The sequence below is a fragment of the Arthrobacter sp. ZBG10 genome (assembly GCF_001238605.1).
Lineage (GTDB): Bacteria > Actinomycetota > Actinomycetes > Actinomycetales > Micrococcaceae > Arthrobacter.
On the sequence record NZ_LFQH01000082.1, the window covers coordinates 1 to 15,035 of the forward strand.

The window sequence follows — 15,035 nt, forward strand, 5'->3', positions numbered from 1 at the left end:
CCCTGATCCCGGCCAGCGAGAAGGAACGCGAAGCCGCGGACCAACTCAAAACAGCCGCCGAACCCCTCACCAGCCAACTCACCGACGCCGCCAAGGACATGGCCGAGGACCTTAGGCAGCCCGCCCAGGACGCCATGGAAAGCCTCAAATCCACGGCCACCGACGCCGCCGAACACGTCAAAGCCGAAGGCCAAGGCGCCGTCGCCGACGTCAAGGACCGCAGCACCGAAGCCAAAGACAACGTCCAGAACGCCTGACGCACACCAGCGGCACCACAGGTACCAGCCCTAATGTCAGGCCGGCCCCGCCACCCCGCGGAGCCGGCCTGTCGGCTTTATCCCCCAAAAAGAAGAGGACGCCCCATGGCTACTTCCGATTCCCCCGAAACCAGCACCGCGAAAGCGGCCCAGGCGCCTGCTCCGGATGACAGCCGGAAGCCGGACAGTCCCAAGGACGTGGACAAACCGTCGTGGAAGTACATCGCCCGTAAGACGCTGCGTGAGTTCAGCAAGGACCAGTGCCCGGACCTTGCAGCGTCCCTGACCTACTACGCCGTGCTGTCCCTGTTCCCGGCCATGCTTGCGCTCGTCTCGCTGATTGGCCTGTTCGGCGATCCGCAGAAGACCACCGACGCCCTTCTGCAGGTGGTGCAGGGAGTTGCACCCGGCGATACGGTCAAGACGGTCAGCGGACCGGTTGCCGAACTGGCCAGTGCCCCGGCAGCCGGCTTCACCCTGGTGATCGGCCTGGCCACAGCCCTGTGGTCCGCGTCGGGGTACGTGGGCGCCTTTGGGCGGGCCATGAACCGCGTGTACGAGGTGGATGAAGGCCGCCCGTTTGTGAAACTGCGCGGCACCATGCTGGCCGTCACGCTCCTGGCGGTGGTGATCGTGGCCGTGCTGGCCGGAATGCTGGTGCTCAGCGGACCGGTGGCAGAGTCGGTGGGTGGCCTGATCGGGCTCAGCGGGGTCTTCCTGACCGTCTGGAACATCGCCAAATGGCCGGTGATGCTGGGTCTGATGGTGGCCATCATCGCCGTGCTCTACTACGCCACGCCCAACGTCAAGCAGCCCAAGTTCAAATGGATGAGCCTGGGTTCCGGCATCGCCCTGCTGATCTTTATCCTCGCCTCCTTGGGTTTTGCGTTTTATGTGGCCAACTTTGGCAACTACAACAAAACCTATGGCGCCCTGGGCGGCGTGATTGTGATGCTGCTGTGGCTCTGGATCCTGAACATGTCGCTGCTGTTCGGCGCCGAGTTCGACGCTGAAATGGAGCGCGGCCGCCAGCTCCAGGCAGGCATCAAGGCGGAGGAGACCATCCAGTTGCCGCCGCGCGACACCAAAAAGAGCGAGAAGCTCCAGGCCCAGGAGGATGAGGACATCCGGCACGGCCGTGAACTGCGGGAAAAGTACAGCGCGGAAAACGCTGATGCTGAGCAGGAAGATTCGGGCGACGACGACGGAACCCAGGGTGCGGACGGCACCCGGGTGCCGCACCGCGAGCGCGTCCGGGACAAGGTCCGCAGGGCGGCAGGGCAGGAGGACCCGGACGGGAAGCGGCCCGACGCCGGCCGATAAGCCCGGCCCGGCACCCGGAGGGCGGGCCCCCGCGGCTTCCCGGCGCGGCGGCCCGCCTGAGAACGGGGCAGTACCGCCGCGCAGGGCTATGCAGGACCCGCCGGATGGGGGAAAATTGTCACAGGTCCTATCGGTTTCCCGGGACGGCAACAGTCCGGGGCCAGGCGGGGCCGGCGGTGAGATGGCCTCCTCTGAGACCGAGGCCAGTCCCCCCAGTCGCCGTCGGCCCCCTCAATTCCTGCCCGCCACCCCTGCTGCCGAGGACGGCAGCCCGCAGCCGACTGGACAAGCGCGCCCGGCTGCAATACTTTCGTGATTACTCCTCGCGCCATCACGGTACGCGGGAGCCGCTGAAGCAGACCCGGCGGGACTATTGACGAGCCTCCCGAATGAGCTGACATGCCTGCCACCCACTTTGACTCTTTCCTCGCCGAAGCCGTTGTCCCGGACAAGGAGCCCGGTCTGGGCCTTGGCCGCGATGAGCTTTACGGCCTCTACACCAGCTGGTGCCTTATCAACAAGGAGCAGCTCCAGCCGCCCGAGTCCCTGTGGCAAGCCCTGCAGGAGCATAACATCGACCCGGACAGCAACAATCTGTCCATGACCGGCCCGTCGGCCGCCGACTATATTCTGGCAAGCGCGCCGGACCTCGTCTAAGCGCCGCCTTGCCGTAGAGGGACCCGGGCCTGGCAGGCCCGGGTCCCTCTGCCTTCGGCCGGCTTGTGCTGCACTTGGTCACTGGTGGATCTGGTTTCCTGCCGGCCCTGTGTTCACCGACCCGGCGGCGGTTCGAGGGCCAGGGCGAGCAGGTACGCCCCGAAGCCCCTGGGCGCCCGGCCTGCTGTCCGGCCGGATGTCCGCACCCGGATGCTGTCCGTAGCCACAACGTTCGCGCCGGACCGCCGGAGGCCTGAGGCAAGGGCCCTGTCCTCGCCCGAATCAGCGGCCGGGAAACCACCCGCGGCCAGATAGGCGGAGGCCCGGACGCCCAGGTTGGCGCCGTAGACGTGGGGGTGGTTTTCGCGGAACGGGTGGCGGGCCCGCCAGCGCTGGAGCAGTGCCGGGTCCATGCCGTCAGGATCCGGCTCCACGGATCCCAGGACCGCGTCCGCTCCTGCGGCGGCGAGCTCCACCTGGCGCAGCAGCCAGTTACGGGGGACCAGTGAATCGGCGTCGGTATTGGCCAGCCAGGTCCGCCCGGCGGGCGCGTCCCTGAAAGGCGCGGAGGTGGTCGCGGCCTGCGCTGCCATGCTGCCGGAGTTCCACAGCGCATGGATCCCGGCCCTGCGGCTGCGGCCCACGCTTTTGAAGCCCGCAGCCAGGACTGTCACGTCCGCCGCGGCCGCTGACCGTTCTGCGTAACGGCGGGCCACCGATGCCGAGCCGTCACTGCAACTGTCCAGGACCAGCACCAGCCGGGTGCGGACGCCGGGCTGCTTTTCGGCCAGATGGTCGACGGCGGCGCTGACGCCTTCCAGAGCCCTGGCGAGGTGCCGTTCCTCGTTGTGGACGGGAATGACCACCGCCAGATGGCTGATGCTTGATGCGCCCGCTGGCAGGGCAGACTCCGGCGGATGAGACACCAAGTCCGCTGCCGGAATCGGACCCAGGGAGCCGCCGACTGTCCTGCTTTCTGCCACGGATCCCGGTCGTGGACCGCCGCTGATGCCCGGCATCAGCCGGCCCCCCGCTGTCCCGCGCCGGATCCTGCGTCTGCATCCCCGTCTGCAACCGGGCCAGTAACAGCACCGGGCGCGGTCAGGACCTCAAGGACAAAATCCTGCTCGCGGTAGAGCCCCGACTGCTGCCAGCCAAGCCGTTCCCTCGCACGGGTGTGGACGGTCTCGCCGTCGAGCTCCCAGCCGTCAATCGGATGCCGCCAGTGGCAGAGGACCAGGGCGCCGCCCGGGCTGATGGACTCCCTGATGCGGTCCAGCAGGGCAGCCAGTTCGTCCGGCGCCAGGTAGTAGCCAACCTCGGACACCACCACCAGGTCGAAGCTGCCCGCCGGCCAGGACTCCGGCAACACCTGCCGCCGGACGCTGACCCAGGGAAAAGCGGCCAGCCATTCGGAGGCCCGGTCAGCCGCGGTGCCGCTGGCGTCCACGGCAAGGAGGTTGTCGCACCGCGGGGCAAGGTCCGCCGTGAGGGTACCGATCGAACAGCCCACCTCCAGCGCGGACCGGTACCGCTCCTGCGGCAGCGCTGCCAGGGTCAGGGCCCGCTTGCGCCGCTCATACCAGCTTCCTGCATAGTTCCAGGGGTCCGCGGAGCCGGCGTGGACGGCGTCGAAAATCTGTTCCGCATCGGCACTCCGGTGCGGCCTACCGCCGACGGGTGTGGGCGGCGTCCACACAAAAACCTCAAACGGGCGGTCGAAATGCGCCAGGAAATCCGCGTCGAGCAGTGTTTCGTCCCCCTCGGCCGGGGACAGCGGCCGGACCTGCGTGGCATGCGCCGCCATGGCCCTGGTCTTGGCTTCCGCCGCCGCCGGAGCCAGCTGAAGCTGGTGCCAGGCCCGCCACGTTGGCTGGGCCGGCGTTGCCCAGTGCCAGTACCAGATGGGGTACTCCAGGAGGCCAAAGCCCTCCGCTGCGGCCACGGCCGCGGCCGCCTCCCCCAGCGCGTCGTGGTCCGCGTGGCCGTCACTGCGGAAAGGCGCCACCAGCACCACGTCTTCCGGCCGCGTGCCGCCGCCGTGCGCAGCGTCCCGGATGGCAGCGGCGATGGTCCCGCTGTGCGCGCCCAGCCCCCGGTCCGGCAGGCCAAGGAAACTCCAGCGGCCCGCCAGGCCCAGCTCCGTGAGGGCGGCACCGAACTCGGCAATGCGCAGGGCCGAAAGCTGTTCCGGGCTGTGGGTGGGCGATCCGGGATGGGACCCTTCCCCGGCGGTGCAGAGCAGGACCTCCACTTCCGCGCCCAAGGCGGGCAGGGTCGCCATCAGGCCGCCGGCGCCCAAGGTTTCGTCATCGGGGTGGGCTGCGAGGACCACAAACCGTGTCCCGGCGAGCCTGGCCGGATCGAGGGGCAGCCCGGGGAGCGCAGCCAGGCCCGCATCGGCCCAGCTGGATTCGGCAGTTCCGGTATCCGTGTGCGAAAAAGTCACCACTGGCTGTCCCCCTTGAGGGCCAGCGCACCGAGCTGTGCGTCGTCCCGTTGCCCGTGGTGCTGGCGGACGTAGAGGGCCAGGTCGGCCATCCGTTTGGCATAGGGTTCGTCGAATGCCAGCGGCGCCGGGCCCCTGGCGGATCCCACCAACTGGAGGACGCGTTCGACGGCGGCCGCAACAGTTCCGCGCAACCGTTGCGCTTCGCTCCAGGGACTGGGGTCACCGTCGGATGGCGTGTTTTGGTCGATCCGGTCGGCGGCGCGGGCCAGGCTGTGGAGGCAGGCGGTGACGGTGCGGTCCACCTCGCCGAGGTTTGCGAGGGCCACCTGGTCCGGTTCCTTTCCGGCGTCCCTGGCGGCCTGCAGTCCCTGCCGGAAGTCGCGGGCCACCCCGATGGCACCGCCCAGCCAGCAGGCGGCAACGCCCATGCCGCCCCAGGCGAAACCTGGCCTGCTGAGGTACCAGCCGGCGCCCCCCACCGGGGTTGCGGGGACCTGGCTGAAGTGGACGGTGCCGCTGGGAATCTCGCGGAGTCCCCGCGCGATCCAGGCCGGTTCCTCTGCGGTGACCCCGTGGTGGCGGAGGTCAACGGCGAATGCTGCCCGGCCGCCGTCGTCCGTGTGGGCGGTGATGACTGCCTGGTCCAGCACCCCGGCCAGGGAGCACCACGGTTTGGCACCGTCAAGGCGGAAGGCGTCGCCATCGGCACGCGCCTCAAGGCGCAGGCCCGGACCTTCAGCGGCGAAGACGCCCCAGGCACCGCCGTCAGCGACCGCCGGATGTCCCGCTTGGGACAGGATGGCCAGGGCATCAAGGTGCGGTTCCAGGACCCGGCCGGCCGCTACGTCGGCAGCGCTGACAGTGGCCAGGAGTTCCCAGAGGATGGCTGTGTGCCCTTCGCCGGGGCGGGGCCAGGTGCTGCCGTTTTTCCTGGCCAGGTCAAGGAGGGCAGGGACGTTGCCGGCGGCCCGGGCCATGGATTCCACAGCCGGGAGCCAGAGGGCCAGTTGCCCCGGTGACGACGTGAGGAGGACGGGCTTGATCAGGTTCCCGTCAGCTCCGCCTTCAGGTGGGCGCGCCGCGGGCCGGTCCAGGCCGGCCGGACGCAGGGCTGCCATGCTACTTCCGTGCCGGTTCGGTGACCGGCGGGGTGAGGAACAGGCGGACGGCAGCCTGATGGTTGGCACGTACCGGTGAGGCTTTCAACTTGTCCTCCAATGCGTATGCGGCGGGAGTGGCTCCCGCAGTTATCTAAGCATACTTACTAAGGGGTTTCAGATGATCCGCGCCAGGGCGAAGCCGTCCCAGCCTTTGGAGCCCACAGTCTGGATGACGGTGGCGTCAAACCGGGGATGACCACCCAGCATGGTGAGGGCGTCGATGATCCCGGGGGCGTTGACGGGGTCCATTCCGGCGTCGGTGATGGCACCCTCCCAGACCGCATTGTCCAGCACCACTGTGGTCCCGGGCCGGCCCAACCGGAGCGCCCAGTCCAGGTAGTTGCTGTTGTTCTGCTTGTCCGCGTCAATAAAGATGAAGTCGAAGGGCGCCCGGCCTTCCGCTGCCAGCTCCGCAAGGGTCTCCAGGGCCGGGCCAACCCTGATCTCCACTTTTGGCCCCAGCCCGGCGCTGTCGACATTTTCCCGCGCGACCTGCGCATGCGCGGGCAGGAACTCGCAACTGACCAGCGAACCGTCCGCCGGCAGCCCGCGGGCCATCCAAATGGTGCTGAAGCCCGCCAGGGTGCCGATTTCCAGGACGTTCCGGGCGCCGGCCATCTGTACCAGGAGCTGCAGGAGCTTTCCGGCATTGGGCGCCACCTCGATGGCCGGCATGCCGGCATCGGCCGCCGTCCGGAGGGCGCGATGCAGGGCGGGGTCCGGGTGCACCACGGAATCCGTCAGGAACACCTCGGCGGCAGTCCACTCGGGCCGGGGCTTGTGCTCGAACATGGGCACAGTCTGGCACGGGGCGCCGCGCGGGTCCATAGGATCTGGAGCGGGTTCCGTGGAGGTCAGGAACCCTCGGAGAGGGCGCCTTCCAGCCGGTCCAGCTTGGCCGTCATTTCGCCCTCGTAGCCTGGCCTGATGTCCGCCTTGATGACCAGGGACACCCGGCTGCCGTAGCGGCCCACGGCCTCGGTGGCGCGTTTGACGACGTCGAAAACCTCGTCCCAGTCACCTTCGATGGTGGTGAACATCGAGTCCGTCCGGTTGGGCAGGCCGGACTCCCTGACAATCCTGACGGCGGCGGCCACAGCGTCGTGGACCGATGCGTCATCGGAGCGGGAACCTTCGCTGGGGGCGCCTGACGGGGCGACTGAGAAAGCAAGCAACATGGAGCCAGTCTTACACGCTGAAGGGGCGCCTGCAGCCTGTTGCCGCCGTCACATAAGCCCCTACCCTCCAGTAACCGTGATCGGCGCAGGCTCCGTTGCTAACCTTTTCGCATGAGCCTCGCAGTCGCCCGCAAGCCGCTCCGCGCCGACGCAGCGCGGAATGTGGACAAGATCATCACTGCTGCGCGCCAGTGCTTCCGCGAATTCGGCCCGGATGTCCCGCTGCAGACCATCGCTGTTACCGCCGGCGTGGGCCCGGCCACCCTCTTCCGGAACTTCGCCGACAAGGAGGAGCTGGTCCTCGCGGCCCTGAACCGGCAGCTGCGGGTCAGCGTGGATCCGGTGATGGACGGCGCCCTGGCCGACATCGATGCTGCTGCCGGTTTGCTGCGGGTCCTCGAAGCCTTGATGGCTGCCGCCAGCGCCGACGCCAACCTGCTGGGCGCCGTCGCGGGCAGGCGTGAACTCCTGCCCGGAATCACCGGTTCCCTGATGGATTCCATGGGGGTGCTGCTGGTCCGCGGCCAGGGCCAGGGCAGCCTGCGCCGTGACATTTCCATGACGGACATGTTCCGGCTGCTTGCCATGCTTATTGGTGTGGTTGACACCATGGAGCCCGGGTCGGACGCCTGGCGGCGCCCGCTGGCCCTGATGGAGGACGCCATCCGCTCGGTCCGGCCTGACCGCCCGCTGCCGGCCCACATCCCCGTTCCGGGCCAGCCGCAGCGCTCCGCCTAGGACCCGGATACCTGGCGTAGCTGCTTCGGAGAAGCACCATTGAACGCGGCGAAAAGGTGCAATAGAATCCGGGAAAGGTTACGCAGTCAGCCTCCGTTTTGCCGACGATGGAGTTCCCATGCCGCAACCACTGCTGATGGCGCGCCGGGAGGCGCGGCGATGAAAAGCCTCGATCTGGGCCGTTACCTCAATGGCCGGAACGACCCCGAAGACGTCCTTCCCACGCTGGCAGCGGAGGACCTTGCCGCCCTGGCAGACGCCCTGTTCAGCCATCTGGACACCATGGATCCGGAGTTCGGCGCGCAGGCCTGGTACGACTCGGTAGTGGATGAGATCAGCCGCAGGGCCGCCTCGCCGAGCGACGCGACCGGCGTGGCCTGAGCCGCAGGGCAGCGGGCTGGTAAGGCGCAAGCCGGTCGAGAGTTAAGCTGCCGTATCAGGAGCTGGCCCGCCAGGTCAGGGGTTGCCGGTCTCCCCCGCCCTGGAGGTGCCGGGGTTGTCCCCGTCCTGGTTATGGTCCTGGTCCTGACCGTGATCGGGGTGGTGCCCCTCATCATGGTGCTCGTGCTCGTGATGGTCGTTCGGGACATGGTCCTTCGCTTCGATCAGGTGCTGCTGCAGCTTTTCCTCGGAGTCCCGGCGGCGGCGGGCGGTGTCGCGGAGTTCCCTGGTGGATTCGGAGCCTTTGGGATCCCGGTAGACGGCCCTTGATTTGCCGGACTGGTCCGCGGACGCAGCGGGAGCGGTGCTTTGCCCGTCGTCGCTTGTTGTCCTGTCTGCCTCGTGGACCATTGCGGGTTCCACGGGCTGTGCCTGTTCGCTCATCTGCTTCCTCCTTCATTTTCCGCCATGGAGCATGGCGGCCACTGTTCGGTCCCATACCCGCTGGACCGGTGCGGCGCTGCCGGCACTTGGCCGGACATCACCTTTGGTGGTTCATTCCGCGCCGCCGTATTTCCCTGCTGACCAGCGCCTGCAGCGCGGGAACGGGCGACTCCGGATCCCCGTCGAGGGCCTTCCGCAGAATTCCGGAAAGGTCCTCCAACTCCTCGGCGGGAACGTGGGACAGGCCGGCAAACCGGGTAAAGAAGCGCTTGGCCGGGAGGCCTGCCCGCCGTCGGAAATTCCAGTCGGGGGGCTGCGCAGCCCTGCCCCCTCCCCGGTGCAGTTGATTTTTCATAGTCGCCAATCGTGCGGGATTTTGCGGCCAACTGCTTAGCCGCTCCCATCGTACAACCGGCACGCCCGATCCAGCGTGACCCACATCACGCCCCGGCGCGTGCCTCACCGGACCTTCTGTCCGCACCCGGATAAAGGCGTAGGCGGAACCGCTCAGTTCCAGCCGGCGAGCCGGAGTAGCGCCGCGGCTCCGGCGCCGGCCAGCACCACCACCAGGAAGGGAGCGCGCAGGGCCAAGGCGATGGCAGCGGCCGCGAGCGCCCCCAGCCGGGCATCGGCGGCCAGGGATTGGCCGGTCGCGGCAGCATTGACCACTGTCAGGGAGGCCAGCAGTCCGATGGTCATGGTTCCCGCGATCCGGGACATCCGCGGATTTTCCAGCAACCGTGCGGGCACAAAGTAGCCCATCAGTTTCCAGGCGTACGCGAGCGCACAGGCCAACAGCAGCCAGATCCAGAGGCTCATGAGTCGCCTTCCGGGGCTGCCGCGCGCTTGGCGCCGTGGTGGTCGTGTTCCGCGTAGGGGTCAACGTCCGGTTCAAGGCCTTCGTCGCTGCGGCCGTGGCTGAACCAGCCGATGACCGCAGCCACCACGGCTGCCACCAGGATGGGAACACCTGCGGGTACAAACGGCACGGCAATGACGGTGGCCACGGCGCAGGCCACGGCAATCGCTACCGGTTCGCGCCCCTTGAGCCGCGGCCACAGCAGCGCCAGGAAGGCCGCTACGGCGGCGCCGTCCAGCCCCCATTGCTTGGGATCACCCAGCCCGCTGCCGGCCAGCGCGCCAACAGCCGTAAAGAGGTTCCACAGCACATAGATGCCGATTCCGGCAGCCCAGAAGCCGCGCCTTTGCTCCGCGGGATCGGACTGGCCGGTGCTGGTCGCGGTGGACTCGTCAATGGTCAGCTGGGCGCTGACGTACCTGCGCCAGCCCGTGGGACGCAGGAGGGCGTTGAGTTGCATGCCGTAAATACCGTTGCGCATGCCCAGCAGGGTGGCCGCGCTCATGGCGGCTATCCCTGAGCCGCCGCCGGCCACAACGCCGATGAACGCAAACTGCGAGCCGCCGCTGAAGAGCAGCAGGCTCAGGGCCATGGTTTGCCAGAAGCTGAGCCCGGAGGTGACGGACAGCGCCCCGAAGGAGACGCCGTAAAGGCCCGTGGCAATGCTGATGGACAGGCCCACCCGCACTGCCGGCGAATCCAGCAGTTTCACTGCCTCGCTGCCCGGCCGGACCGCCGGAGGCTCCACGCCCACATAATCAGCGGCACCTGAAAGGGAAGCCGCACCGTGTGCGCCTTCCGCTGCGCAGCCGTTCCGTCCGGACCGTACGCCCGTTGGAGGGCATCAACGTGCCCGGCAAGGAAGGCCACGTACATGGCGGTCAGTCCGGTAGCCGTCAGCTTCCGGGTCGCCGGCACCAGGATTCCGACGGCGGCGCCCAGTTCCAGCAGGCCGCTCGCCGCGATCCATTCCTCACGGGAAAGCAGGGCAAGTGGACTGGACGGGGGCACGCTGTGGCCTGGACCGCCGTCGTTCGCTTCTGCCTGGTGGCCGGATGCAGCGGCGGGCGACGGGTCCTCGCGGCACAGGTACCCGGGCACAACTTGGCGGTAGAACCGGGGATTCCGGAAGTGGTTGACGGCGCTGGCCAGGAGCAAAGCGCTCATGGCGGCAGCAGACAGGCTCTGGGGGGCCCGGCCGGCCCGCGGAAATGGCATGGCACCACTCAATCACAGGCGCGCGTGGCTGATGAAACCCAACTCCCGGCGACCTGCCTCCAGAGTGGAACTGCCTCCATCGTGGCGGCGCTGCGTCAGGCCCAGGCCATCAACGCGGTGCCGTAAGGCGGCGGCGGGCCCGCGTAGTCCAGCGGCCGGCCGGCCACCTGCAGTGGTGGGCCAACGTAACGGAGCTCGCCGAAGGAACTGGGCATGGTCCGGTAGTCGGGCTCAGGCAGTCCGGCACGGGCGGGCTGGCCAGCGGCAGGCCTGGCGTCCGCGTGCCCGCCAGCGGCGTTGGCCGACACCGCGTCCGCTGTCAGCGCGAACAGTTCTTCGGCGGTCCGGGCCAGCGACAGCCTGGCAGTGCCGCCCAATCCGGTTTCCCGGCGGGTTGCCAGGAGCGTGCCCGCTGCGGCCGCAACCCCGTACCCGGTGGCGTGGTCCAAGGCCTGGACTGGCAGCGCGCCCGGGCGCCAGTTGCCGTCCCGGTCGGGTCCGCCGTAAACGTGGGCGATGCCGCAGGCGGCCTGGACAATACTGTCGAATCCCCGCAACCCGCGCCACGGGCCATCGTTCCCCCAGCTGTTCAGGGCCACCACGGCCAGCCAGGGCCGGGATGCCAGCAAAGCCCCTGGTTCCAGGCCGAACCTGTCCAGTGCTCCGCGCCGGTAGCCGGTGACCACAACGTCGGCTTCGTCCAGAAGCCTTTCGAGGCGTTCCCGGCTGGTTCCGTTGGCGAGGTCGGCTTCGGCGCTGCGTTTGCCGAAACAGGTGTCAACGTACTGGTCCAGGATTTCGGGCATCCCGGGCGGATCTAGCCGCAGGACATCAGCACCCAGGGCCGCCAGGAGCCGGGTGCCCACGGGCCCTGCAATCACCCTGGTCAGGTCGAGCACCCGAACCCCTGCGAGGGGTTTTGCCGGGTGGTTGGCTTCAGGGCCGCTTCCCGCCGGGCCGGCCACAGGTTGGTGCGCACGCTTACTGGTGAGGGGCGCACCGCTGGTTGTGCCGTCGTCGGCGGTCAACTCGAGCCAGTGACCTGCTCCGGCAGCGCGGCCCATGGCGGAGCCGAGCCACTCCGCCCGGGTCCTGACGGCCGCCGCTATTCCGCCGTGCGCCTGGATCACTGCCTCGGCTGCGAGGGACGGGATACCGAGGAGGGCCTGGTCCACGTCCCGGCCGGTGGAAGCGCCAAGTGCTTGCAGGAGCCGGCGCTCGTGGTGCGGGTAATTGGCGTGGATCCGGATCCAGCCGTCAAGGGTCCGCCGGAACCCGGAGAGCGGGACGAACCCCTGGGCCTTCCGGCCGGCAATCCGCAGTAAACCGGAGGAGTCAAAGGCTGCCGCGGTCAGTTCCGGTGTGGTGCTGAACCTGCCGGGCGCGCCGGCGTAATGGTTCGCGGACGCGGCAGCGGCGTTGACGGCACCCAGCGCCAGACCCTCAACATCCAAAGGTCCATCCCACCAGCGCCCGGAGCCCGGTTGGAACATCATTACTGACCTACCTTCCCGGCGAGGAAGCCTCGCTCAACTGGTTCAGGACCCGGGCCGGCATGTTGGTGGTGATCTCCTGGATCCCCAACTCCTGGCACAGGGCCACGTCGTCCTCTGAATCCACCGTCCATACGCGCAGCCGCCGGCCGGCCTGAAGCCAGCGCTGGATGGTGGCCCTGTTTTCGCGGACGTAGTCGATGCCGGGCCCAGCCAGCCCCACCGCGCCGTCCTCGACGATCTGCTCCCCTTCGAGCTGCGTGGCCTTCATCAGGTTGGCCACGGCGCCACCGGTGATCAGGCCCAGCCCCAGCCCGTCCCGGATTTCGTGGATGGTCAGATCGTCCACCAGTTGGCAGACGTATTCCGCCGGCACGGACTGGAGGAGGTGGCGGACGGAGTCGGGGCTGAAGCTCATGAAGGTCACGGCCACGTTGTCCACGGTGGAGCTGGCCGGGTCCCAGCCCTCGCTCCGCAGCACCTCCAGCACCCTGTCCTCGAGCTTCAGCTGGTAGGGGCTGGGGTGCTTGAGTTCGATCGCCAGTTTCACCGGACGCCCGGCGCCCCGGAGAAGCTCCAGCAGCTCGGGCAGGGTCAGGAACTGTTCGGACCGCGCGCCGTAGGCCTCGGGGATGCGGGCGCCCTTCCAGGAGGAGAAGTCCAGCTGGCGCAGCTCCCGGAGCGTCCGCTCGGCCACCGGCCCGGTTCCATCCGAGGTGCGGTCCAGGTTGGCGTCGTGCAGGAGGACCAGGTGCTGGTCCCGCGTCAGGTGGAGGTCGCACTCCACGCCGTCGGCGCCGTCGGCCAGGGCCTGCAGGTAGGCCGCGCGGGTGTGTTCGGCGAAGGCGGCACTGGCGCCGCGGTGGGCAAAGACCAGGGACCGGTGCGGCCCGGACTCGTCAACTGTCATGGTGACACGGTAGCCGAATGCCGCCTGCCTGCAGGGCTAGGCTTGGCACATGCAGGTGAACTCTGAGCCAACTACCCAGGACTCCCCCACCCGGCCCCCTCCCCCGGCGCCGGAAGGCACTATCCCTGGTTCCGACGTCGGACGCGGAACCTCAAGCCAAAACGCTGCCGGGCTCAGCGCCGGTGACGCCGAAAAGGCGGCTGCCCTGCGCAAGATGAAAATGGTGGCCCTGGGGCTGCTGATCGCCATGGCCGTGGTATTTGTGTTCGCCTTTGCGCTGCAGAAGGAATACCCGTGGCTGCAGTACGTGCGCGCAGCCGCGGAGGGCGGCATGGTGGGCGCGCTGGCGGACTGGTTTGCCGTGACTGCCCTGTTCAAATACCCGATGGGCATCAAGATCCCGCACACGGCGATCATCCCCCGGCGCAAGGACCAGATTGGTGCGTCGCTGGGCGAATTTGTGGAGACCAACTTCTTGTCCGAGCAGGTGGTGCAGGACAAACTGGCCAGCGTCAACATTGCGCGTCGGGCCGGGAAATGGCTGGCGTCGCCTGGCGGTGCCGACCGCGTTGCAAAGGAAGGCGCCGCAATGATCCGGGGCGCCTTCACGGTGTTGAACGACGACGACGTCCAGACAGTCATCGAGGGATTGGTCCGCAAGCACCTCCTCGCACCGCCGTGGGGACCTCCGGTGGGCAGGCTGGCTGAACGGGTTTTCCAGGACGGGCACCACCACAAACTGGTGGACCTGCTGGTGGACCGGGCCGCCGACTGGGTGGACGACAACCATGAGACAGTATCCAGGATCGTTTCCGGGCGCTCCCCCACCTGGGTTCCGCAGTTTGTGGACGGCCTGGTGGGCGACAAGGTCTACGTGGAGATCCTGAAGTTTGTCCGGACCGTCCAGTCCGACCAGGACCACCAGGTCCGGCAGTCCATCGACAAGTACCTCAACGACCTTGCCCAGGACCTGCAGCACGATCCCGCCATGATCTCCCGCGCCGAGGACATCAAGGCACAGGTGCTTGGCGACCCGGAAGTGCGCGAACTTGCCTCCAGGACCTGGGGGACCGTCAAGAACGCCCTGCTTGGTGCCGTGGACGATCCGGACAGTGAGCTGACCGTCAAATTCAAGGCCGGGGTCCGGGACTTCGGCTCCCGGCTGGTGGGCGACCCCGAGCTCGCCGGGAAGGTCAACGCCTGGATTGGCGACGCCGCCGCATACCTCGTCCGCACCTACCGCTCCGACATTGCGGGCGTTATCACCGACACCGTTGCCCGCTGGGATGCCGAGGAAACCTCGCAGAAGATCGAACTCCAGGTGGGCAAGGACCTGCAGTTCATCCGGATCAACGGCACCGTGGTGGGTTCCCTCGCGGGGCTCGCGATCTTCACGGTGGCGCACCTTATCTTCGGCTGACTCCGCGGTGGCTTAGTTGGCAGTCCGGGTCTCCTGGGCCTACTGAATTACGACGGCGCGCTCGGGGTTGGGTGCCGGCGGGCTGTTCCCGGGCCTGCGGCCTGTCTTGCTGCTGAGCCAGATTGTCGTACCCCCTGCATATGCTGGGGTTATGGACGGCGAAGAGGCTCCAGGGACGGACGGCAGGGACGCTGTTTCACCTGCGTGCGGGGCTGTTTCCGGGGCCGGCTTTGGGGGCGGCTTTGGGGGCGATCCATCGGTCGCTTCCGGCTCCGGCAGGATTGTCGTACCCCCTCCCTATGCTGGTTTTATGGACGGCGAAGAGGCTCCAGGGACGGACGGCAGGAACCCGGTTCCGCCTGCTCCCGGGGCTGCCGCGCCGTCCGGGGCCGCTGTTGAGGCCGGTGACAGGCTCGATTCGCTGGCCGTTCCTGCCCCCGGCCAAATTGTCGTACCCCCTCCCTACGCTGGTTTTATGGACGGCAACGAAGCTCCAGAGACTGACAGCAGGAACCCGGTTCCGCCTGCTGTTTCCGGTTCTGGTG

General features: G+C 68.2%; 17 protein-coding genes and 1 pseudogene. 7 read left to right on the top strand and 11 right to left on the bottom strand.

Translation table 11 applies throughout. From position 1 onward, the window contains the following. From ACU18_RS19985 to ACU18_RS17620, 3 genes and pseudogenes are all read left to right on the top strand, one after another. Nucleotides 1-257: pseudogene (locus tag ACU18_RS19985) on the top strand (DUF3618 domain-containing protein); the annotation flags it as partial. Between the two features lie 105 nt (nucleotides 258-362). Further along, nucleotides 363-1,580, top strand: coding sequence for a YihY/virulence factor BrkB family protein (locus ACU18_RS17615; protein WP_050687751.1), 1,218 nt, complete (start codon nucleotides 363-365; stop codon nucleotides 1,578-1,580). 399 nt (nucleotides 1,581-1,979) lie between these two features. Beyond that, complete coding sequence (locus ACU18_RS17620) at nucleotides 1,980-2,237, top strand: hypothetical protein (protein ID WP_050687753.1); 258 nt, start codon at nucleotides 1,980-1,982, stop codon at nucleotides 2,235-2,237. A 113-nt stretch (nucleotides 2,238-2,350) separates the two neighbouring features. Here the strand turns inward: ACU18_RS17620 and ACU18_RS17625 are convergent, their stop codons facing one another. From ACU18_RS17625 to ACU18_RS17645, 5 genes are all read right to left on the bottom strand, one after another. Next, the gene (locus ACU18_RS17625; protein WP_331456851.1) at nucleotides 2,351-3,103 is read right to left on the bottom strand and encodes a glycosyltransferase; all 753 of its coding nucleotides are present in this window, start codon (nucleotides 3,101-3,103) and stop codon (nucleotides 2,351-2,353) included. Nucleotides 3,104-3,255: 152 nt separating this feature from the next. Continuing rightward, entirely contained in the window at nucleotides 3,256-4,689 is a 1,434-nt protein-coding gene (locus ACU18_RS17630; protein WP_050687755.1) for a bifunctional PIG-L family deacetylase/class I SAM-dependent methyltransferase, read from the bottom strand. Further along, on the bottom strand, nucleotides 4,683-5,807 hold the full coding sequence (locus tag ACU18_RS17635; RefSeq protein WP_442853722.1) for a hypothetical protein: 1,125 nt from the start codon (nucleotides 5,805-5,807) through the stop codon (nucleotides 4,683-4,685). Before ACU18_RS17635 ends, ACU18_RS17630 begins: the two co-directional genes overlap by 7 nt. A gap of 156 nt (nucleotides 5,808-5,963) precedes the next feature. Continuing rightward, complete coding sequence (locus tag ACU18_RS17640) at nucleotides 5,964-6,641, bottom strand: O-methyltransferase (RefSeq protein WP_050687757.1); 678 nt, start codon at nucleotides 6,639-6,641, stop codon at nucleotides 5,964-5,966. 62 nt (nucleotides 6,642-6,703) lie between these two features. After that, nucleotides 6,704-7,027 carry a thiamine-binding protein gene (locus tag ACU18_RS17645; protein WP_050687759.1) on the bottom strand — a complete coding sequence of 108 codons (324 nt, stop codon included), beginning with the start codon at nucleotides 7,025-7,027 and terminating at the stop codon, nucleotides 6,704-6,706. A gap of 111 nt (nucleotides 7,028-7,138) precedes the next feature. On the opposite strand from ACU18_RS17645, the gene ACU18_RS17650 reads away from it, so the two are divergent. Then, on the top strand, nucleotides 7,139-7,765 hold the full coding sequence (locus ACU18_RS17650) for a TetR/AcrR family transcriptional regulator (RefSeq protein ID WP_050687761.1): 627 nt from the start codon (nucleotides 7,139-7,141) through the stop codon (nucleotides 7,763-7,765). Between the two features lie 159 nt (nucleotides 7,766-7,924). Beyond that, complete coding sequence (locus ACU18_RS17655) at nucleotides 7,925-8,146, top strand: hypothetical protein (RefSeq protein ID WP_050687763.1); 222 nt, start codon at nucleotides 7,925-7,927, stop codon at nucleotides 8,144-8,146. Nucleotides 8,147-8,221: 75 nt separating this feature from the next. Here ACU18_RS17655 and ACU18_RS19990 read toward each other — a convergent pair whose 3' ends face one another. The 6 genes from ACU18_RS19990 to ACU18_RS17690 form a co-directional block, all read right to left on the bottom strand. Further along, nucleotides 8,222-8,590 (bottom strand): hypothetical protein, encoded by a 369-nt coding sequence (locus ACU18_RS19990; RefSeq protein ID WP_197273615.1) that lies wholly within the window; start codon nucleotides 8,588-8,590, stop codon nucleotides 8,222-8,224. A gap of 507 nt (nucleotides 8,591-9,097) precedes the next feature. Next, entirely contained in the window at nucleotides 9,098-9,409 is a 312-nt protein-coding gene (locus tag ACU18_RS17670) for an AzlD domain-containing protein (protein ID WP_050687767.1), read from the bottom strand. Beyond that, nucleotides 9,406-10,161, bottom strand: a complete 756-nt coding sequence (locus ACU18_RS17675; protein ID WP_197273616.1) for an AzlC family ABC transporter permease — start codon at nucleotides 10,159-10,161, stop codon at nucleotides 9,406-9,408. Before ACU18_RS17675 ends, ACU18_RS17670 begins: the two co-directional genes overlap by 4 nt. Further along, nucleotides 10,158-10,667 carry a DoxX family protein gene (locus ACU18_RS17680; RefSeq protein ID WP_050687771.1) on the bottom strand — a complete coding sequence of 170 codons (510 nt, stop codon included), beginning with the start codon at nucleotides 10,665-10,667 and terminating at the stop codon, nucleotides 10,158-10,160. The genes ACU18_RS17675 and ACU18_RS17680 overlap by 4 nt, the downstream gene beginning before the upstream one ends. A gap of 95 nt (nucleotides 10,668-10,762) precedes the next feature. Continuing rightward, nucleotides 10,763-12,163 (bottom strand): CoA transferase, encoded by a 1,401-nt coding sequence (locus ACU18_RS17685; RefSeq protein WP_157407818.1) that lies wholly within the window; start codon nucleotides 12,161-12,163, stop codon nucleotides 10,763-10,765. A 7-nt stretch (nucleotides 12,164-12,170) separates the two neighbouring features. Beyond that, entirely contained in the window at nucleotides 12,171-13,070 is a 900-nt protein-coding gene (locus tag ACU18_RS17690; RefSeq protein WP_050687773.1) for a glycerophosphodiester phosphodiesterase, read from the bottom strand. A gap of 49 nt (nucleotides 13,071-13,119) precedes the next feature. Here ACU18_RS17690 and ACU18_RS17695 point away from each other — a divergent pair, with 49 nt between their 5' ends. After that, nucleotides 13,120-14,490 carry a DUF445 domain-containing protein gene (locus ACU18_RS17695; protein ID WP_050687775.1) on the top strand — a complete coding sequence of 457 codons (1,371 nt, stop codon included), beginning with the start codon at nucleotides 13,120-13,122 and terminating at the stop codon, nucleotides 14,488-14,490. A gap of 310 nt (nucleotides 14,491-14,800) precedes the next feature. Continuing rightward, nucleotides 14,801-15,035 (top strand): hypothetical protein (locus ACU18_RS20300; RefSeq protein ID WP_442853723.1); only part of this gene is annotated, 235 nt, incomplete at its 3' end.